This is a genomic window from Holdemania sp. Marseille-P2844, from assembly GCF_900120005.1.
Classification (GTDB): Bacteria; Bacillota_I; Bacilli_A; order Erysipelotrichales; family Erysipelotrichaceae; genus Holdemania.
This window is the reverse complement of the sequence record NZ_LT635452.1, coordinates 407,272-428,112: the sequence shown is the minus strand read 5'-3', so window position 1 is coordinate 428,112 and position 20,841 is coordinate 407,272. Positions and strand designations below refer to the sequence as shown.

General features: G+C 50.4%; 18 protein-coding genes and 1 tRNA gene. 4 read left to right on the top strand and 15 right to left on the bottom strand.

Annotated elements, in window-relative coordinates; genetic code table 11:
• Positions 1 to 320 precede the first annotated feature (320 nt).
• Positions 321 to 1,643, bottom strand: a complete 1,323-nt coding sequence (rimO, locus tag BQ7364_RS11925) for a 30S ribosomal protein S12 methylthiotransferase RimO (RefSeq protein ID WP_072684916.1) — start codon at positions 1,641 to 1,643, stop codon at positions 321 to 323.
• A gap of 231 nt (positions 1,644 to 1,874) precedes the next feature.
• On the opposite strand from rimO, the gene BQ7364_RS11920 reads away from it, so the two are divergent.
• Positions 1,875 to 2,219, top strand: a complete 345-nt coding sequence (locus BQ7364_RS11920; RefSeq protein ID WP_072684915.1) for a nucleoside triphosphate pyrophosphohydrolase — start codon at positions 1,875 to 1,877, stop codon at positions 2,217 to 2,219.
• Between the two features lie 86 nt (positions 2,220 to 2,305).
• On the opposite strand, the gene BQ7364_RS11915 is transcribed toward BQ7364_RS11920, so the two are convergent.
• The 12 genes from BQ7364_RS11915 to pheA all read right to left on the bottom strand — a co-directional run bounded on the left by BQ7364_RS11915 (position 2,306) and on the right by pheA (position 13,378).
• Positions 2,306 to 2,382: transfer RNA gene (locus BQ7364_RS11915), tRNA-Pro, on the bottom strand.
• A 113-nt stretch (positions 2,383 to 2,495) separates the two neighbouring features.
• Positions 2,496 to 3,308, bottom strand: coding sequence for a PHP domain-containing protein (locus BQ7364_RS11910; protein ID WP_072684914.1), 813 nt, complete (start codon positions 3,306 to 3,308; stop codon positions 2,496 to 2,498).
• Positions 3,309 to 3,480: 172 nt separating this feature from the next.
• Positions 3,481 to 3,924, bottom strand: a complete 444-nt coding sequence (gene aroQ / locus BQ7364_RS11905; protein WP_072684913.1) for a type II 3-dehydroquinate dehydratase — start codon at positions 3,922 to 3,924, stop codon at positions 3,481 to 3,483.
• Positions 3,925 to 3,934: 10 nt separating this feature from the next.
• A complete protein-coding gene (locus BQ7364_RS11900) occupies positions 3,935 to 4,783 on the bottom strand; it encodes a prephenate dehydrogenase (RefSeq protein ID WP_072684912.1) in 849 nt (282 codons plus the stop codon).
• Between the two features lies 1 nt (position 4,784).
• Complete coding sequence (gene aroA, locus BQ7364_RS11895) at positions 4,785 to 6,053, bottom strand: 3-phosphoshikimate 1-carboxyvinyltransferase (protein ID WP_072684911.1); 1,269 nt, start codon at positions 6,051 to 6,053, stop codon at positions 4,785 to 4,787.
• Positions 6,053 to 7,069, bottom strand: coding sequence for a 3-deoxy-7-phosphoheptulonate synthase (gene aroF, locus BQ7364_RS11890; RefSeq protein ID WP_072684910.1), 1,017 nt, complete (start codon positions 7,067 to 7,069; stop codon positions 6,053 to 6,055). The genes aroA and aroF overlap by 1 nt, the downstream gene beginning before the upstream one ends.
• 191 nt (positions 7,070 to 7,260) lie before the next feature.
• On the bottom strand, positions 7,261 to 8,526 hold the full coding sequence (locus BQ7364_RS11885) for a shikimate kinase (RefSeq protein ID WP_072684909.1): 1,266 nt from the start codon (positions 8,524 to 8,526) through the stop codon (positions 7,261 to 7,263).
• Positions 8,511 to 9,635 (bottom strand): chorismate synthase, encoded by a 1,125-nt coding sequence (aroC, locus tag BQ7364_RS11880; protein WP_072684908.1) that lies wholly within the window; start codon positions 9,633 to 9,635, stop codon positions 8,511 to 8,513. Before aroC ends, BQ7364_RS11885 begins: the two co-directional genes overlap by 16 nt.
• A 109-nt stretch (positions 9,636 to 9,744) precedes the next feature.
• On the bottom strand, positions 9,745 to 10,749 hold the full coding sequence (gene aroB, locus BQ7364_RS11875) for a 3-dehydroquinate synthase (RefSeq protein ID WP_072684907.1): 1,005 nt from the start codon (positions 10,747 to 10,749) through the stop codon (positions 9,745 to 9,747).
• Positions 10,750 to 11,054: 305 nt separating this feature from the next.
• Positions 11,055 to 11,783 carry a prepilin-type N-terminal cleavage/methylation domain-containing protein gene (locus BQ7364_RS11870; RefSeq protein WP_072684906.1) on the bottom strand — a complete coding sequence of 243 codons (729 nt, stop codon included), beginning with the start codon at positions 11,781 to 11,783 and terminating at the stop codon, positions 11,055 to 11,057.
• Between the two features lie 114 nt (positions 11,784 to 11,897).
• Positions 11,898 to 12,536 carry a thioredoxin domain-containing protein gene (locus BQ7364_RS11865; RefSeq protein WP_072684905.1) on the bottom strand — a complete coding sequence of 213 codons (639 nt, stop codon included), beginning with the start codon at positions 12,534 to 12,536 and terminating at the stop codon, positions 11,898 to 11,900.
• Positions 12,533 to 13,378: a prephenate dehydratase gene (gene pheA / locus BQ7364_RS11860; RefSeq protein ID WP_072684904.1), complete on the bottom strand. Its 846-nt coding sequence runs from the start codon at positions 13,376 to 13,378 to the stop codon at positions 12,533 to 12,535. Before pheA ends, BQ7364_RS11865 begins: the two co-directional genes overlap by 4 nt.
• 93 nt (positions 13,379 to 13,471) lie before the next feature.
• Here pheA and BQ7364_RS11855 point away from each other — a divergent pair, with 93 nt between their 5' ends.
• From BQ7364_RS11855 to BQ7364_RS11845, 3 genes are all read left to right on the top strand, one after another.
• Positions 13,472 to 14,032 carry a hypothetical protein gene (locus BQ7364_RS11855; protein WP_072684903.1) on the top strand — a complete coding sequence of 187 codons (561 nt, stop codon included), beginning with the start codon at positions 13,472 to 13,474 and terminating at the stop codon, positions 14,030 to 14,032.
• A 228-nt stretch (positions 14,033 to 14,260) separates the two neighbouring features.
• A complete protein-coding gene (locus BQ7364_RS11850; protein WP_072684902.1) occupies positions 14,261 to 15,097 on the top strand; it encodes a MerR family transcriptional regulator in 837 nt (278 codons plus the stop codon).
• Between the two features lie 273 nt (positions 15,098 to 15,370).
• Entirely contained in the window at positions 15,371 to 15,829 is a 459-nt protein-coding gene (locus BQ7364_RS11845; protein WP_072684901.1) for a lipoprotein, read from the top strand.
• A 145-nt stretch (positions 15,830 to 15,974) separates the two neighbouring features.
• Here the strand turns inward: BQ7364_RS11845 and BQ7364_RS11840 are convergent, their stop codons facing one another.
• Positions 15,975 to 16,556 (bottom strand): TetR/AcrR family transcriptional regulator, encoded by a 582-nt coding sequence (locus tag BQ7364_RS11840; protein WP_072684900.1) that lies wholly within the window; start codon positions 16,554 to 16,556, stop codon positions 15,975 to 15,977.
• The gene (locus BQ7364_RS11835; RefSeq protein WP_072684899.1) at positions 16,549 to 20,541 is read right to left on the bottom strand and encodes an efflux RND transporter permease subunit; all 3,993 of its coding nucleotides are present in this window, start codon (positions 20,539 to 20,541) and stop codon (positions 16,549 to 16,551) included. The genes BQ7364_RS11840 and BQ7364_RS11835 overlap by 8 nt, the downstream gene beginning before the upstream one ends.
• Between the last annotated feature and the right edge of the window lie 300 nt (positions 20,542 to 20,841).

Sequence of the window (20,841 nt, the reverse complement as noted above, 5' to 3'; positions counted from 1 at the left end):
CAATTCTTATTTTTCTTCTTTTCAATCGCAGCGAAGGCTGTCACGATATCCTCTTTTCCTCCCCTATCCTCGCCTTGCTTTAACTGGCCTTGATGCCTTTACCTTTTAAGACTAAGATGAATTCCATTCAACGGATATTAAATGTCTGATTCTTCAAAAAGCTTAAGCCTCTCGCAACTGATTTTCTCATTTTTCACCATAAAAAAACTCCAGCTGAACGAAAACGTCAGGCGGAGTTTCTACATTCATCTAATCACGGCAGGAAGAATCGAATTCTCCTTGATAGCAATGAATTGAATTATCAGATCGAAAAATCCCAGCTAAGCCGCAATTTCTTCAGCGTCTAAAACGTCAACGCCAATCAAATCGTGATGTTTTGCTTTAGTAACCTTCACCCAGGCGAAAGTGCCCGGCTGATAGTGATGCGAGCTTTTAAATTTGATCAGCCCGTCGATGCCGTCCGGCGCGCTGTGGATGCCGCGGCCATGGTAATAACCGGTTAATCCATCCTGGTTTTCGACGAGCACTTCCAGCTTCTTGCCGATCAACGCTTCGCCGTTTTCCTGTGCAATTTGATTTTGCACCATCATTAAGCGTTCCAGCCGTTCATCCATAATTTCCTGGGAAATCTGTCCATCCATAGTATAGGCCGGCGTATCCTCCTCGTTGGAGAAGGTGAAGGCGCCAAGCCGGTCCCAGCGCACTTCCTTGATGAAGTCGATCAACATCTGGAAGTCTTCTTCTGTTTCCTGCGGGAAACCGACGATCATCGTCGTCCGCAGCACCGGCATATCGTAATTCTCTCGAATCAGTTTGACAGTCCGCAGAATGCTTTCCACGCTGCCGCGGCGGTTCATCAGCTTCAGCATTTTATCGCTGCCGTGCTGAACTGGAATATCGAAATACGGAATAACCTTTTTCAAATCCTTGATCCCTGTGACAAACTCATCGTCGATTTCATCCGGATACAGATAAAGAACACGAATCCAATGCAATCCGTCAATCGCATTCAGTTCTTTCAGCAGGTCCCAGATCCGCCGGCGGCCATACAAATCAGTTCCATAACGGGAAGTATCCTGCGCGATGACGACGAGTTCCTTCACCCCATCCGAAGCCAGCTGCTTCGCTTCGGCAACCAGATCCTCAATCGGAAAGGAAACATAACCGCCCCGGATTCCCGGAATTGCACAATAGGAACAGCGGTTGTCGCAGCCCTCGGCGATTTTCAGATAAGCTGTCCACGGCTTGGTCGAAACCAACCGGGTGTTTTTTCCATAGCCATCCAGCACCTTTTCGCCTAAGACCTGGGTCAGAATCTGTCCCATCTTTGGATAATCGCTGATTGTCAAAAAACAATCGACCTCAGGCATTTCCGCTTCCAGATCGGCTTTGTAGCGCTGGGCCAGACAGCCGGCAACGATCAGTTTCCGGCAATTCTCATTCTTATATTCTGCCATTTCCAGGATCGTGTTGATCGCTTCCTCCTTGGCCGGTTCAATAAATCCGCAGGTATTGACGATAATTGCTTCCGCTTCGTGAACGTCGCTGACAATTTCATGCCCGGACTGCCGCAGCAGGCCCATCATTCGCTCGCTGTCGACTAAGTTCTTGCAGCAGCCTAAAGATACTACTCCTATTTTCATATTCAATTCCTTTCTTTTCGTATATTTTTACTTGATAGAGATCGCTGACATTATAACACAAAAGCCTGGAATTGCCATTTCCAGATTGTACCCGAAACCGCGATCTCCAACGGGATATCCGTTAAAGCTCTGGCCTTCTTTTTCTGTTGAACCCTTCCTTTCCAATCAGAATGGAAATTGCCCATGCTTCATCATTCTGATATAATCAAGTTTAGAATGGAGCGTGATTCTATGCGTAAAATTTATAATAAGCTTGTCCGCGACCGCATTCCGGCGATCATTCAATCCGAATACCGCGATTGCCAGACGCGGCGTTTAACGTCAACGGAATATCAAACCGAACTCAAAGCCAAGCTGGTCGAGGAAGCCCGGGAAGTTCAGGAAGCCTCCGATCGGAAAGCGTTCATTGAAGAATTGGCCGATCTGAGCGAAGTCCTGGACGCGATGATGGATTTCTTTGAAATTGACGCGACCGAAATTCAAGCCGTTAAAGACGCGAAGGCGCAGACTCGCGGCCGTTTTAAAGACCGGATTTTCTTAGAGTTTACCGAGGATGAAGATGAACCTTCAGCATGAAAATGAACGTTTCTTTCGCAGGCTAAATCGTTCATCCTCAACATCTGATATAAACAAAAACGGCCTTTCAGCCGTTGTTTTTAAAATGGTCGGGATGACAGGATTTGAACCTGCGACCCCTTCGTCCCGAACGAAGTGCACTACCAAGCTGTGCTACATCCCGATACCTTTTATATTATATGCTAATTTCAAATTTTTGCAAGACTTTTTTCTAGGTTCTGGTAAAAAGTTCGTTTTCTGTCATTTTTTAGCCTGTGCTCAACAAAAAGCATCCGCTTATATCCAATGTTTTAAAACCAGCTGAGAAATAGGAATTTCCAGCTGTCCGATTTGTGTTTTTTCAAAGCTGCCATGACAATCCGCACCGGAAGTCATCATCAGATCCCGCTCGCGGCAATAATTTACGCAGATCTGCGTTGTATCAGGATCCTGCGCCGGGTACCAGCATTCGATCCCATCCAGTCCCTCCGCCATGACCGCGGCCAAGACTTCCGACAGTTTAATTGCCGGAATCACTTTGCCGGGATGGGCCAGAATCGCTTTTCCTTTCGCGGCATGAATCTGCCGGACAACCTCTCTGACCGGCGGAAAGCCGACGCAGCAATAATCATGATGATAGCGGGCATATATCGAAAAGCCCTGCTTAAAATCGGCGACGAGGTCTTTCGCCGCAAAGTAATGCAGCGCCTTCCAGCCGCCTGAGCGCCGATCATAGGAAAACTGACGATATTCGTCAAGACTGACCGGCTCCCCGGCATGTTCCATTTTTTCGATCAACAACTCGTTCACCCGTTCCAACCGCAGCCGATTCGCTTCCACAAACGCCTGAAACTGCCCATTCTCCAAATCGACGCCGTAGCCCAGAATGTGAAAATTGATTCCGAAGTCCTGGGCGTCCAGCTCAACCCCGGACAGACAACGAATTCCGGTTCCCCGCGTCTTTTGAAGACACTCCCGGCTTCCTGCCAACTGGTTATGATCCGTAACGGCAATCAGGCCGACCTGCCGGATTCGGGCTTGTTCGACGATTTCATCCACGGTCATCGTTCCGTCGGAATACCACGAATGAATATGCAAATCAGCGTACATCGTTACCCCTCTCTTTCCGCAGTTCATCTACTGAAAATCACGGTTCTGCCTGACGTCCTTTTCTGCCTGATGGCCGACGTTTTGATTCTTTCCTTATCAGCGAAGACGGACAGGCCGGCCAGTCTGAAACGCAAAAAACAGCCCGAGTCCTTCCCGGAGCTGTATTTCTATTTTATTTTTTCGCGAGGTGCTGAATCAGCGCGTCCATCGCCATCACATAGCCATAATCTCCAAAACCGCACAGCTGACCGAGGCAAGCCGGCGCTGTTTTTGATTCATGACGAAAGCTCTCGCGCGCATGAACGTTGGAAAAATGAACCTCTACGGCCGGAATCGGCGCAATGCTTTTGATTGCGTCATGCAGCGCGTAGCTGGTATGCGTATAAGCGCCTGGATTGATGATCAGCCCGTCCATGTGCTCGAAATAACACCGCTGGATCGCATTGATCATCTCGCCCTCGATATTGCTTTGAAAAACCTCAACCTCGATCCCGCGCTGCTTAGCTTCCGCGGCGATCATCGCCATGATTTCGGTATAATTGCGCGCGCCGTAAACGCCTTGTTCACGAATTCCGGTCATGTTGATATTCGGACCGTTGACCACTAAAAATTTCATTTTCTACCCCTCACTTGTCAAAGCATTTCCGCCGCTGCGTCGACTGGCGGAACAGCCGTTTCATTTCCTCGGTGTCTTCATTTTCCAGCACGCTGCGGAAATGAGCCAGCTCCGCAGCGAACTCGTCGATTTCACGGACAAGATTCGCCTTGTTCATTAAAAACAATTCCGTCCATAACGATTCGTTAATCTTCGCGATCCGCGTCAGATCGCGGAAGGAATCGCCGGTATAGTCCACCAGATGCGTGTTGTCGCTGGTATTCATCAGCGTCACTGCGATCACGTGCGTCAGCTGGCTGAGAAACCCGACCATTTTATCATGTTCAGCCGGACTGAGCATGGCAATGTGCCGGAAGTTCAGCGTTTCCGCCAGCGCTTTCACCCACGCGATCCCCTCCGGCGTATTGGCGGACGTCGGCGTAATGATAAAATTCGCCGGCTCAAAGATCGAACAGTCAGCATACTGCACACCGCTGACCTCCCGGCCCGCCATCGGATGACTGGCGATGAATTCCACATCCGGACGCAATTTTTCCTGCACCTGCGCTACGATCTGTTCCTTGACGCCGGTCACATCGGTGATCCGGGTTCCCGGGGCAAAGCTGTCCTGGTATTGATCAATCCACTCCAAGAGGGCCTGCGGATACAAGCCGAACACGATACTGTCCGCCTGGCGGACCAGCGTTTCGTCAAAACCGACAGCGCCTTCGTCAATCCAGCCTTGCTTTAAAGCATAAGTGATGCTTTCCGGATTGATGTCCAGCGCGCTGACATGGAAGCCTTTGCGCTTCAATCCCTGGGCATAGCTTCCGCCCAACAAGCCCAGACCGACGATTAGAAAATGCGATTCCTCCTGCATATTATTTCTCCTTTACTTCGATTCCCAGCGAGCGCAGATCACGGAAAAATCCCGGATACGACTTGGCGATCGCCTCTGCGCCTTCAATGGTCACCGGAACGTCGGCCATCGTCGCGCCGATCGCCAGCGCCATCACGATCCGATGATCCTTGTGCCCGTCCAAGGTGACGCCGCCCTTCCAGGCTGTCGGTCCCTGAATCCAGACTTCACCCTCGCTTGAATGAATCGGCACCCCGACCTTGCGCAGCTCGGTTTCCATCGCTTCTATTCTATCACTTTCTTTATACCGCAGGCGAGCGGCATTGATCATTTTTGTTTCACCGTGCGCGAAGCTGGCCAACACCATCAGAATCGGTCCGAGATCCGGGCAGTTCTGCATATCCAGTTCACAACCGGACAAGGAAGATGGATAAACGATCACTTCTTTATCCTTAACCTCTGTCTTACCGCCCATCTTACGGACAAAATCCAGGATCTGACGGTCGCCCTGACGGGAATCCGGCCGCAGACCCAGACAATGGACTTCATGATTAACGCAGCCCAGCGCGGCATAGAAACCAAGCTGGGAATAATCGGATTCGACGGTCGTTTCACAAGCTATATACCGCTGGCCGCCGGGAATTCGCAGCGTCAGTTCGTCTTCAAAATAAGCATGAACACCGAAATCCTGAAGCATCTGCAATGTCAGCTCCACATACGAACGCGACTCAAACGGCGGTTCAATATGCAGCGTGGAATCCCCCTTGCGGCAGACCAGCGCGAACAACAAACCGGAAATGAACTGTGAGCTGATGTCGCCGCGCAGCGTGATGTCGCCCGGCTGCAGTGCGCCTTCAATTTCAATCCATTCCGCGGTTTGCGAGTAATGGAATCCCTGCGCCTCAAACAGCTGTTGATAGACCGTCTGGGGCCGCTGCAGCAGACGGTTCTGCCCGGTAAAACGAACCCGCTTGCCGGTCAGCGAAAAAATCGGGATAAAAAAGCGCAGCGTGGAGCCGGATTCCTTGCAGAAAATTTCCTCGCTTTGCAGCTGATTAAAATCGGGAATGCCCTGCACCCGCACATCGCTGCCTTCCAGCTCAATGTGCGCGCCCAGCTTGCGCATTCCGTCGATCGTCGTCAGGATATCGTCGGAATAATCGACGTGATGAATCAGACTTTCACCTTGTGCCAAAGCGGCGCAGATGATCGCCCGATGGGCCATCGACTTGCTCGGCGGAATCGCCACCGTCGTCTGGGTGCAGCGTCCCGGGATGATCGTCGCCTGCATTACAGCGATCTCCCGACCACCTGAGCAATCGCGCGGCCCTTTTCGATCAGGGAAGCAAACTTCGCCGGCTTCAGCGACTGCGCCCCATCGCTCCAGGCACATTCCGGACAAGCATGGACTTCGATGATCAGACCGTCTGCTCCGGCCGCAATCGCCGCCAGGGACATCGCTTCCACCAGCTTCCAATCCCCGGTCGCATGCGACGGGTCGATGATGATCGGCAGATGCGTGCGTTCCTTGATGATCGGGACGACGCTCAAATCCAGCGTGTTGCGCGTATATTTCTCAAATGTCCGGATGCCGCGTTCGCACAGGATCACGTTCTTGTTGCCCCCGGCCATGATGTACTCCGCCGCCATGATCCATTCCTCAATCGTATTCGCCAGCCCGCGCTTCAACAGCACCGGCTTATCAATCTTGCCCAGCGCTTTCAACAGATCGAAGTTCTGCATGTTGCGCGCTCCGACCTGAATCAGATCGACATGCTCGACAAATTCGTCGATCTTATCCGCGCTCATCAATTCGCTGACGATCGGCAGACCGGTCTTTTCCCGCGCCTTGACCATCGCGAGAATGCCTTCGGTGCCCATTCCCTGGAAAGCGTAAGGTGAGGTTCTCGGTTTGTACGCGCCGCCTCGCAACATCACGCCGCCGGCGTCTTTGACCTGTTGGGCGATGTCGCAGATCATGGCCTCGCCCTCGACTGAGCAGGGGCCGCCGATCACGGCGATCTTCTCCTGACCGCCGACCTTGACGCCGCTGACGTCGATCACCGAGTCCTGCGGATGGAACATCCGGTTGGCCAGTTTGTATGGAGCGGCAATCCGTGTGACGTCTTCAATCCATTCGTTCGCCATAATCCGCCGCTCATCCAGCTTCGCCGTATCGCCGACCAATCCAAACACGTTGTAATTGGCGCCGGAGATCATGTTGACCTGAACGCCCTGTTTTTCAAAGTTCTGGATCAGCCGGTCGATTTCCGGCTGCGGCGTATTCTTTTTTAATGTGATAATCATGGTTTTATTCCCCCTGTTATTTCAATCTCCATTCGGTCCTTTGATCAAATATAATTCGATCTTTCCATGGTGTGATTCCTTCCATGTCCGTGACCGCTGTTAAGTTTCTCCACTCGTTTTTGCTGTCAGACTTGTTTCTTAGTCCTTCCTTATTCCAATTCAATGAGGGTGGATCCTCACTTTTATTTTAGTTAATTCTGATCAATCAATCCCGTCGTTTCCATCAGCCAGTCCTGCCATAACCGGCGGGCGGTTTCATCAGCGCTGCCGTTGTTTTCGATCTGTTGGTCGCAGGCTGCCCGGTATAAATCAATCCGCTGGTCATAGAGCTGCCGCAGGGCTTCGCGGCTGGAGCTCAGCGGCCGGCTCGGATCGGTTTCCAGCTGATCCAGACTGCGGTCCAAAAAATAAACCTTGCCGCTCTGCCGCAGCCGTCTGACGTTTTCCCAATCCTTGACAATGCCGCCGCCCGTGGCGATAATCTGCCCCGTCTGCAGCGTGACTTCCGCCAGAATTTCCGCTTCGATCTGACGGAACCGAACTTCGCCTTGTTGGGCAAAGAAATCCCGGATCGGCATGCCGATCCGCTCAACGATCCGCTGATCAATATCGACTGCCGGACGGCCGCTGATTTCCGCCATTTTTTTGGCGATCGTGCTTTTGCCGCAGCCCGGCATCCCGATTAAGACAAGATTCATTTTTTCCCGCGCCAGTTCCGCCGTCATGCGCAGAATGGATTTTGGAGCGACCGGCTTGCCGATAAACGCTTCAATCGCCTCGGCGGCCTGCGCCGTTAACATGCTTAATCCCGTCGCTGTCCGACAGCCGCGTTTCTGTGCTTCGACAATCAGGCGGGTTCGATGCGGATTGTAGATCACATCCGCAACGCTTTCCAGCTGAGGGAACCGATCCAGTTCCACGGGAATGCCTTCCTGAGCCGGAAACATGCCGACCGGGCTGGTATTGACGATGACCTGCGCGCCGCTGTGATCGCGGTACGCTTCTTCGTAGGTCAGTGTTTCCGGCGACGGATTGCGCTTGACCTTGACGATCGCCGCCGCGCCTAAATCCTCCAGCACCGCCTGTACGGCCTGCGCCGCCCCGCCGTTGCCTAGCAGGATCACTTTCCGGCCCTGAATTTCAATGCCCGCTTGTTCCAGCATGAACCGACAGCCGTAATAGTCAGTATTTTTGCCGATCAGGCGGCCATGGTCATTGACGATCGTGTTGACGGCCCCGATCCGCCGCGCCCGTTCATCCAGTTCTTCTAAATAAGGAATCACTGCTTTCTTATAGGGGATCGTGACGTTCAGCGCCGCGAAATCCTTGTTTTTCATCCAGGCGTCCAAGTCCTGGGGAGCCACCTCAATCAGCTCGTAAGGATAGCCGCCCAGCGTTTCATGAATCCGTTGGGAATAGCTGTGACCCAGATGTTCGCCGATCAGTCCTCGCCGCATGGCCGTTCTCCTTCCCACCACAGAATGCCGAAGCGCTCAGTCAACAGATCTGCCAGCCCGAAAGCGATCAGACTGTCGACGACGACCCGCGCCCGATGCAGAATCGCCGGATCATGCCGGCCTTCAATTTGCAGCGTCGTCGGTTCGCCGGTTTTCAGATTAACGCTGGGCTGCGGCTTGTAGATCGAAGGGGTCGGCTTAACGACCGTGCGGATGCGCAGCGGCATGCCGTTGGTAATCCCGCCGTTAATCCCGCCGTTATGATTGGTCAGAGTCCGGATATGCCCGTTGTCGATCGTGATGCCGTCGTTGGCTTCGCTGCCCCTTTTTGCGGCAAAGTCGAAACCATCGCCGAATTCCACGCCCTTCACGGCGCCGATGCTGAACAACAGGTGCGCCAGCCGGCTCTCCACCGAATCAAAGAAGGGTTCGCCCACTCCGGCCGGCATGCCGACAACCGCACTTTCCAGAATCCCGCCCATCGAATCGCCCTGGGCCTGAGCCTGTTCGATCCGCTGCTGGATCGCCGTCCGCGTTGAACCGCTCAGACATGCCAGATATTGATCCTCTAAGCCTAGTAGCTGCGCCCGCAGCTCTGCTTCCTCGTCCGCAAACGGAGCGTCCGTTAATTCCTGCATCTGCGCGACATGCGTTCCGACCTCGATGCCTTTCGCTTTCAGCATCTGGAGGAAAATTGCGCCCGCTGCCACTAACGGCGCGGTGATTCGGCCGGAGAAATGACCGCCCCCGCGGTAATCCTGATAGCCCAGATATTTAATCTCGGCCGTGTAATCGGCATGCGAAGGGCGTGGAATATACCGTGTTTTCGAATAATCCTTGCTTCGCATGTTTTCGTTGCGGATAAGAATGCACAGCGGTGTGCCCGTCGTCCGGCCTTCAAAAACGCCGCTGACGATTTCCGGAACGTCTGCTTCCTGCCGCTGAGTCGATATTTTGCCTTTAGGTTTGCGTTTCTCCATCTGCTTGCCCATCCAGGCTTCGTCGATGCGGATGCCCGAAGGCAGACCTTGAATCACGACGCCGATCGCTTCACCGTGGCTTTCGCCGAACAGCGATAGCTCGATACACTGTCCAATCGCACTTTTCATCGTTTGATCTCCTTGTTTTTTCTGGCTTTTTTGTTGTCTTTCCTTGTTCTGCCCTGAACGCAGAACGGCTTATTTTCCTTATATTCTTTTCATTAAAAGAAGTTTTCGATTACAAATATTCTTTGATCTTCTCCGTCGGGATATCTTTTAAATACGCTTCGCCGATCTTCCGCAGCAGCACGATCGTTAACGTTCCGCCGTCGATCTTCTTGTCTTTGGTGATAAAGTCGTAAACCTGTTGGCGGTCGTAGTCGATATCTTCTTTCAGATTCAGTCGCTGATAAATCGGATGCAGCCGTTCGCGGATCGTTTCATCTTTGATCATTTTCATCATGCCCAGCGCAACCGCTTCGCCATGGTACACATCGTGCAGATGGTAATAGCTCTCGATACCGTGGCCGATCGTATGTCCGAAATTCAGGATCCGGCGAACGCCGATTTCCCGTTCGTCAATCTCCACGACCTTCTTTTTCATCATCAGCGACTTGTATAAAATCTTCTCGATGTGCTCCATCGGATCGTCCGTTTCAAACAACTCAAACAACGATTCGTCGCGGATTAAACCGGCTTTCAGCGCCTCGGCCAGACCGTTGTTAATATGCCGCTGCGGCAAAGTGGCCAGTACGTCCGGATCGATCAGTACCATTTTCGGCTGCCAGAACGCGCCGACGCAGTTCTTGATGCCGTCCAGATTGATCGCGACTTTCCCGCCGATGCTGCTGTCAATCTGCGACAGCGTCGTCGTCGGGATGTTGATAAACTCAATCCCCCGCATATACGTCGCGGCGACAAACCCGGACAGATCGCCGATCACTCCGCCGCCTAAAGCGACGATCAGATCTTTGCGGGAAAACCGTTCTTTCAGCATCCGCCTCAGAATCTGTTGATAGACTTCCATACTTTTAGCGCCTTCGCCCTGAATCACACGTTCGACATAGCCCTGAGCGCATTGCGCCAACACGCGCTGGGCATATTCCTCCGGCACCCCCTCGTCCGTCACGATCATCACCTTCCGGTGACCTTCGAGATACTGTCCCACCAGATTCAGAAGTCCCCGCTGAATCAGAATCGGATAGCTCTTGTCTTTGAGATTGACTGTGATTTTTTTCATCATATTAACTTCTCCCCTCTCACACAACCTGCAAAAAAACCGTACAGGCTTATCCTGTACGGTTCAGCATTTCTTTTCGCATTCCCCTTCAGAATTAGCCTGATTTCAAATCAAAACGGGCTAATGTCCAAAGTGAACCAGCCCTCTATCTAAAGGTAAAATAAAAGTAAGAAGAACTCGGATGTTCAATTTTTTCGCAGATATTTTTCAGCATACTCAACACCTCGATGTTTTTACTATATCACAATTCGATTGAAATGCAATCTTTTTCTGAAACTTCAGCTCTTTGTTACAACCTGAGAAAACGATTATTTCACAGATCCCAAATCCAGATAATTAAATTTAACGCCGCTTACTTCCTTTGACGTAATCTTTCCGGTAAAAGTAGTTCCTGAAGAATTGCCGATGGGATTCTGATCTTTATCGTATTCATAGACCACCCCTTGAACTGAATCTCCTACTTTCATATCCGAAATTCCATCAAAAATATAAACGGAATACGTGCCATTGTTATTTTTCATAACGGTGAAATCAAAGTTATCGGCATTTAAACCATATTTCTCCGCGATTCTCTGCTTAAATCCTTTTCCAAAGTTCGGCCCTGTAGAGTCCAGCTGACCGGTTTTATTGCTTCCATAAAATTCACTAACCGCCATTTTCAACATATCTTTGGAATAATTCCCCAGAATCTGTTGTTCTGAACCGCCGTGCTTGGAACAGGTGATTGAAAATTTACTTGGATCCACAGGATCAACCAGAACGGTAATTGTTCCGCCATTAGGACACAGTTTGGTCAAAGGGCCTAACTTTTCTTCAATAGCTTTACTGGCAGATTCCTCATTAAACGGTTTTTCACCTAAAGTATATTCCATGACCATGATTTTATACGCGTTGGCCTGATTGGCGTGGCAAACTGTATCTGACGCCGTTTCGGTAAAACCTGTCAGTTTCGGTACCAGCATCAACATCAAAAGCACTAAAATCGCCACAACGACGATCAATTCAATTAATGTAAACCCCTTTTTCCGCCGTTTCATCGTTTATCCCTGCCTTATCTTGTTTCCGACGATCAACATTGCCGGAACTCCATATTCATTATATCATTACAGCTTCAATAACCGAATCTTTTTGTCTTGTAGAAATCCAGAGTTTTAAGCCGCAGAGGTCAACTTTTTTATCATCTCTGTATAAATTTGTTTCAGCTCTGCCTGTTCCGCTTCGCTCATCGGCGCGACATACGGATCGTGTGAATCAACGGTCGCGATGTGATTGGCCGCGACCCGGCCGTTAACAATCAACGCGACGTCCGGCACATAAAACCCTTCTTCGCCTTCCTCGTCCCTCAGCAGCCAGCCTTCAAAAAGCGTCATGATCTTTTCAATCATCGCTTCCGAGTAATTTTCAGGCTTGCTTGTGTCGACATAATAAACAACTGCGCCGTTTTCCTTGGCCGCTTCATTTAAAACCGGCACTGCTTCGATACACCATGGACAATTCGGCTTGCCGTAATAGATCATGAACGATTCGCCCTGTTCGATTTTTTCCAACGAAGCTTCCAGACTGATTTCAACGAAAGCATTCTGCTCGTCCGCGAAGCCTTCATAAGCGCTCAGGTCTGCGGGCTTGTCGTTCAGCGTCTGATCGGGAGTCGCCATTGGCGAAGACGACGATGTCGGCGTCTGTTCTATTTCCGGCGAAGGCGTAAGGGACGGCATGGGTTTCACTTCCGGCGCACCGGCGCATCCGCTGAGAATCAGCGCGCTCAACAGGATCACAATTTTTCTTCTCATAACAGCTCTCCATTAAACGCCCGTTTGTAGCTGCCCAGAACTTTGACCTCCAGACAATGCTCGCGAACCTCGGCAATCGCTTCCTGCGTCTTTGGCTGAAGCAGACTGCCGTCGAAATCAATATAGAAGCAATACTCAAACATCCGTCCGCGGATCGGCCGGGATTCCAGTTTCAGCATGTTGATGCCCCGCTGAGCGAACACGCGGATGACCTCGTACAACGCGCCCGGTTCATGATTGACCACGAAATACATGCTGATCTTATCTGCCTCCTGGACGGCCTGTACGCCTTTTGCCACGCAGAAAAAACGCGTAGTATTCAGCTGATTATCCTGAACCCGTTCTTTTAATATAGGCAGATGATAATATTCCGCCGCCAGCCAGCTCCCCAGCGCCGCTTTCGACGGATCCTGGCACTGCGCCACATATTCCACGCTTTTCGCCGTATCCTGATAGGTCACCGGTTTGATCCATGGGTGCGCCGCAAAGAAACCGGAACATTGATCAAGCGGTTCCGGATGGGAATAGACCTCGCACAAATCCTCGATTCTGGTTCCCGGCAGACCGATCAGCTGTTCGTCAATCCGCACTAAAATTTCACCGACTGCGAAGATATCGCTGTCCTTCAACAAATCATAAGTCCGATAAATAATTCCCGTCGTCGTATTCTCAACCGGCAGCAGCGCGTAATCAATCACGCCGCTTTCCACGTCGGCAATGATGGATTTGAAATTGGTATAATTGCATGCTTCGAATGCTCTGTCCTTAAAAAATTCCTGAACCGCGATCTCACTGAAGGTGCCGTGCGCTCCCTGATATCCCACTTTTATTTGTTTATTCATGTTCATCCTCCGAAGTGGTTTTATTGTATCATACTTTTTTCCGCTGCGAAGTCTGGATTTGAATTGCCTCGTGCTTTTCGCTATAATGAATGCATGAAAAAACAAGCTTCTTCTTTCGACAAAACTGAATTGCTGGGCGGCGTATTATTTCCATTGTTCACGTTATTTCTGATCCTGCGCGACGACCCGCTGAAAACCAATCTGTCCTGGATTGGAAACGGCCTGGGTTATCGCCTGCTGCTCTTGATCTGGGCTGTGGCTGGCGCGCTTGTTTTCCGCGCGATGATCCGTGCGTTGGCAGAAGCCCTCCATGTTTCATTAAAGCCCCGGGAGGATTTAACGTTTCTTCTGATGGTGCTTTCGATGGTCGTGCCTTATCTGCCCGAAACATTTCCTCTTCTGGCGCAGCTGCATATCCTGATCAGCAACCTTGCCTTCATTGCGTTGAATCTCTTAATCCTGCGTGTCTTCTATCAAGGACAAAAACGGCGCTGGTCGTTAGGCCGCCGGGGAATGGAAATGACCGCAGTGATTCTGGTCATCTGCGCTTTGATCTATATGCGCTTTCTCAGCGTCAATTCCCTGCTGGAAATGTTTTATACCACTGCAATGGCCTGGCTGCTGCTCAGGACACGCCGTCAATGCGCCGCTTAGCTTCAGAGAATGAACAAGAAGCTTTTGCGCTCATCGAATGCCAAAGCTCCAGCGTACCCACGCCCTGCATCAGACTCTTTTTGAGTCTTTTTTTATGATGCCAATAAGGGCTGCAGAGTCTGTTGAGGCGGACTGTCTTTGCCGCTGAGCCTTATTCTTGAATCCCATCGAACCTGAAGATTATAATAAAGACAAGCTCAATCTCAGCTATGAAATAAGGTGAATGTTGTGGAAAGCAAAGAATTTTATACCATTACAGAGTTTGCAGAGATGTTTAATCTGACTCGGCAAACATTAATTCATTACGATAAAATCGGTTTATTCAAGCCCGCCCGGATCAATCAAAGCGGCTATCGTATCTATACGCGGGAACAAAAGCCGAAAATGATCGAGATCATGCAGTTGAAAGATTCAGGCATGTCTTTGTCCGACATCATGCGGGTGATGGAAACAAAAAGCGCTGATTCCATTTTATCCATTTTCGATGCGCAAATCGCCAAGCTGGATGAACAAATCGTTCAATTCCAGATGAACAAACTCATTACCCACCACCGGAAAATGTATTATCAATCATTATTTGGAAAATATGAACTCAATAAAATATTTATAAGTGAAGAAAAAGAGAGAACCGCATTTTACGCACCTTTCGATTTATCCCTGGACGAGGATCCGATGATCGACGCGGCCTACCGCCGGTGCGTAGAATTAACACTTCAGTATGCGAACGTCCAGTTTCAGGGCTGCGGGATCGTATTCCGGAAAGGCGCATGTCACAGCGACGATCCTTACCGCGGTAGCGGTGTCTTCTTCATGATCGACAATCTTTCTGCCGATCATCCGAATCTGATTACGCTTCCCGGAGGGTTAAAGATTAAAAAATATTTCTATGGCAATCCCGGACAGTTTGATCTTATCTGCGACGTCATGCATTATATTGCGGACCATCATTACGAAGTAACCGGCAGTCTGGTTTTTCATAATATCGTTGAAAATCATTATATCGTCGGCAAAAATGATTTAAGCCTTCTGGAAGTCCCGGTTCGAAAACTTGATTTTGAAAAATAAGACGCACATACTTATAAGCGTTGCGCCTGCAAGCAGTACAGCCCTTTTACGGCTGTACTTTTTTATCGGCAGCAGTTCATTTTAGAAAAAAAACTTGTTCAAAGTGATGTCAGCCTGACAGAAAGGCCGCTTCGATATCCGAGACCTGGAAAAAAAGATTCAGTAAACTTGATTATTCAAAATTTAACAAATTGAAATAACTTGACTGTATTGCAGCAATACAGTTTATCGTAAAAAGCACAGGATGCTTATAAGCATAGGAGGTAACAGACAATGAAAAAATATTTATCCTTGTTCTTAGTCTTGGCGTTGCTTGCAGGATGCAGTGCACCTGCGGAAAAAGAGCCGGCAAAAACGGCAGAAACAACGCCAGCCGCAGAAACCAATGAAACGGAAAAGGAAATGACGACGCACGGAACGTATATCGTGAATAATACGACAGGCGAAACAATTACTGAACTGTATATTTACAAGACCGGTTCAGAAGACAAAGGCAAGAATTACGCTGAAGGCGGTCTTGCGGATGGACAGAGTGTGACGATTGAAGTCGAAGCGGAAAAAGAGGAAGCCGAAGGTTATGCACAGACTTTGGAATTTATCAACGAGAGCGGACATGTTGAAAATAACTTCCAGACACTTCATCTTGAAGACGTCACCATCAACCTGCTTGCGGAAGGAGCGGACGCTTACACGTCGGCAACGCCGTTCCAGTTTGTCACTGGCGCTAATTAAGTTTTTATCCGGTAATGAAAAAGAAGCGGAAATTTACAGGTTGGCTGTACTCTTCCGCTTCTTTTTTTATTGTCCTTTACAGCTTTTATGATCTCTTTTTTTAAAGCCTTGTCTGTCGATTTCTCATTTTCGCATTGATTTTCCGCTAAGACAACGCTTCCCGCAAGCTCTGACAGGCATAATCTGCGGCCTGGGCAGCGGTAATTTTCAACTGCGGGTTAGTGATCTGGAAGCAATATGCCTGCATGACGCCGATCAACACAAAGCGCTGGTATTCCCGCGGCCGCTGCGGCTGAATCCATCCGTCACCCTGCGCCTGATCCAGCAATAAATCAATCAAACGAATCATCTGGCGCATAATATTTTCCATCGTTTCTTCACTGACATATTGTTTTAGTTCCCGCTTGCCGACGCTGGACAGCAGCGTCTGAAACGGCGAAAACTGGCTCAGCGCTTTTTCCATCGCCGCCAGGATCTGACGGAAGCCGGCCTCGAAGCCCTGATCGAATTGAAGCAGGCCGCAGAAGCTGTCGAATTCCTTATGGAACGTATACAACAACGTTTCCCGGATAATTTCCTCTTTTGAAGAAAAGTATTCGTAACAGGTGCCCTTGCCGATCCCGCTGGCTTCGGCAATTTCCGAAACCTTCAGCTCATTGAGCGAGCGGCCCTGCTGAACCAGGCTGATCACGCCGAGATAGACCTGAATCTTTTTCTCCTCACTCATGCGCCGGTTCTGCCTTTGCTTTTTTGCGGTCCTTGCGGCGGCTTGTCACTTCGATCATGATTGGCACGACAAACAGCGTCAGCACCGTGGAATAAGTCAGACCGCCGATCGTGACGATCGCCATGCCCTGCATCATATCGCTGCCGGTGCCGATTCCCAGCGCCATCGTCGTCATTGCCAGAATCGTCGTCAGCGCTGTCATCAAAATCGGACGCAGGCGGGTCCGGCCGGTTTCAATGATCGCTTCGCGGGGGGCATAGCCCTGTTCCTTCAGCTGGTTGGCATAGTCGATAAAGACGATGCCGTTGTTGACGACGACGCCGCACAGCACCAGAAAGCCCAGCATCGCGACGATGCTCAATTCCTGACCGGTGATCAACAGGCCCAGGAAACCGCCGGTAAAGGCCAGCGGAATCGTAAACATGACGATAAACGGCGATAACAGGCTCTGGAACTGAGCGACCATGATCATGTAGATGAACGCGATCGCCAACAGAATCATCTGGATCATCGTGACCATCGTTTCCATAATCGTCTCATTTTCACCGCTGAATTCCAAGCTCACCGACTCCGGCAGTCCGCTGGTATCCAGCTGCTTCTGTACTTCCCGGCTGACGATTGTTACGTTGTAGCCCTCCTTGATCGTGCCGCTGACGTTGACGAAGCGGCGGGAGTTCTCGCGGTAAATGCTGTTCATGCCGGTGCCGTTTTCAATGTCGGCAATCCGCCACAGTTCAACTTCCTTTTCTTCCTGATTTTCAGTTCCCTTCAGCTTCATGTCCTGCAGGTTATCCAGCTGGGTTAAGGAAGCGGCGTCCTGGACGATGACGACGGGATAGTCCTTGTCCTGAATCGCCAGGGTCGTGCTGGTCGTTTCTTCTTTGATACTGGAAGCGACGCTCTGATAAACCTGCGCTACGGTCAGGCCGTATTTCATCGCTTCGTTTTTATCGACGATGACGCGGACTTCCTTGACCGGATCCTGCTGGCCGTCGTCCACAACGTCGATGCCGTCGATCTGCTTCAGCTGATTGCCGATCTGGATTGCGGCCTCCTGCAGTTCGTCCAGATCATCGCCATACAGCGTCATCGCGACGCCGCTGCCGCCCAGCACGCTTAAATCCATATTGCTTGTGGAAACTGCCGCATCAACAGGCAGATCCGCCAGAACCTGCGGGATTTCCGCTTCCATTGTTTTCGTATTCGCTTTTTCTTCCGTGATGATATAGAAAGTCGTGGAGGTATTGCCGCCCCCGCCCATCATCGTGGACAGGCCGCTGCCGCCGCTGGTAACACCGACGGTTTCGACGCCTTCCACCTGCATCAGCCGTTCCATGACCTGATCGTACATCGCGAAGCATTCCTGATCGGAAGCCTCCTCATTCTGCATCGTTACGCTGACCGACATCTGGCCGGAATCCATTGACGGAATCAGCGTCATCCCCATGTTCATAACGCCGATCGTACTGAAAATCAACAACGCGATGACGCCGCCCATGACGATCAGCTTGTGACCCAGCGACCATTTCAACAGCCCGGTATATCCGCTGACCAGCTTCTCAAAGAAGCCGTGCTTCTTTTCATTCTGCTTTTTCAGCATTTTGCTGGCAAGCATCGGCACCAAAGTTAAGGCGACGATCAGTGAGGCGAGCAGCGAGTAAGCGATCGTCAGCCCCATATCGACGAACAGCTGACGGGCCAGACCGGTCGCAAACACAATCGGCAAGAAGACGCAGACCGTCGTCAGCGTCGAAGCGATGATCGCTCCGGCAACCTGTTTGGCGCCTTCAATCGCCGCGTCGATCAAGCCGACGCCCTCGTTGCGCATCCGGTAGATGTTTTCAATAACAACAACGGAGTTGTCGACAAGCATCCCGACGCCTAACGCCAGGCCGGACAGCGAGATGATGTTCAACGTCACGCCGCTGAAATACATCAGCACCATCGCGAACATCAGCGAGATCGGAATGCTGAGGGCGATGATCACCGTCGGCTTGAGATCGCGCAGGAATAAGATCAGAACGATAATCGCCAGAATGGCGCCGTACAGGAAATTCTCCAGAACGGAATTGACGATCATGTCGATATAGACGCCCTGATCCATCAGGGTTGAAAAATGCAGACCTTCATACTGCATGCCCAGCTTGTCAAAGGTTTTATGCAGGGCTTTGCAGACGTCCGCGGTCGAGGCGGTCGAGCTTTTCTGGAAGGAAAGCATGATGCCCGGATTGCCGTTGACACGGGTATATAATTCTTCGCTGTTATCAACGATCTGGACGCTGGCCAGATCCTTCAGCCGGACTTCTTCCAGCCCGTCGATATCCATTGACATAAGAAGCAGATTTTCCACTTCTTCCAGAGAAGCGAACTGATCCCCGACCTTGATCAGCAGCGAATCGTCATTGGAGGCGATATAACCGGCCGGCATCGAGAAGTTCTCCGCCGTCAGCATCGTCGAGATCATGCTCGGCGAAAGGGCTTCGGAAATATTCGCTTTTTTCAACGCTTCATCACGTGCGTCGGCAATCTGTTTCAAGCCGTCCTCAATCTGCGTCTTAGCGGATTCCAGCGTTGTCTTGGTCGTGGAGATCGTCATTTCGCCCTTGGTGATCTCACCGGCCGCGGTCAATTTGCCGGATTCCAGCTTGGACTGCAGACTGTTGAGGTCGGAAACGTCGATCCCGGCTTTTGTCAGCATACTGCTGGCCGCCTGCTTCACGCCTTCAGCCGTCGCGATTTCGATTTCAACATTGCTTAACTTGACCTTCGCATCGTCGTACTTTCCTACCATCTCTTTCATGGCGTCTAAATTGGACGAAAGCGCATTTAAAGGGGTTAAAATTTGATCTATAGTTGCTACAGCGTTTGACAAAGCGGCTTTAACCTCTCCATAATTTGTTATTTTAGTCAAATCAACTTTAAATTGGCTTAAAATGAAAGTTATTTCCTCAGGTAATGGCTGATCAGCTAACGAAGTATCATCTGATATTTCATTAATAAGAATTTGATAGTTTGCAAGTGCATCTTTACTTTGTGTCAACATAGCAATTTTTGCAGGCAAACTTTCTAGATATTCTATTAATTCCTCATTTGTAGCATCTGGATTATCCGGAACCTGTGTTCTTAACTGATCCACGCCGCTGACGATCTGTTCAAAGGCTGCCTTCTCTGCTTTCAGCTGGATGATCTGCGAATCCATCGCGATCAGGTTCGTCGCCGCCTGCTGCAGCTGGACGGAAGACTGCGCCAGCTTGTCATAGGTTTCATTTTTTGTACTGGACAATTCGGATTCCCCGTCGGCGATTTTCTGCAGACCGTCGTTGACCTCCTGCAGCTTTTCCCGCAGCTCCCGCTCCGACTTGGCCAGCTCGGAATCAACGCTGTCCAGCACCTTGTTGTTGATCTGGTCGATCTTGTCATGATCGAGCACGATCTGCACGGTTTCTTCCAATAAACCGGTTGGATCGACCGATGCGACACCCTTGGTCTTCTCCAGCTCCGGCACGACCTTCTCATTGACAAAGTCGCTCAATCCCTGCAGGTCATGACTATCATAATCTGCCGTCGCCATCATGATCGGCATCATGTTCGGGTTGATCGCCATCAGCGTCGGACTGGAAATCGTTTCGTCCAGATAGCCCTTCACCAGATCGATCTTGGCGTTCAGATCGAGCATCGCCGTGTCCATGTTGGTATCGTCGGCAAACTCCAGAATAATTAACGATAAATTGTCCGAAGAAATCGAACTCATATTCGACAGGTTTTCTGTCGTGCTGACGGCGGATTCCAAAATCCGGGTCAGACTGGTTTCTACTTTTTCGGCGCTGGCCCCCGGATAGGTCGAATAGATGACGACATAGGGCAGCTCCATTTCGGGCAAGAGGTCAGTTGTTGAATTCATAAATGAAATCACGCCCAATAACAGGCACATAACCACGCCCACAATTACAGTATAGGGTTTTTTAACACTAAACTTAGAAAACATAGGCCTCTCCTTTTATCCGACCGACTGGTCGGTCACTTCGCTATTGTATTCCTTTCCGCTTAAAAATACAATCAACAAACAGGAGAAATTATCGTTTTCCAGAGCTTTCCAACCAGTCTTTCTTACACAATGACCTTTGCTTCTGATCGTAACGAACAGAAACAAATTTATCCAGAAGTCGGATCCGATGCAATTTTCCGTTTTCTCTTCCGTTCGGCTCAAACTGCGCAGTAAAAAAGGATTCAGGCACATCTTGCAAGCAGGAAAATCCTTTTCGAATGCGGCCTGATTTGCCAAGCT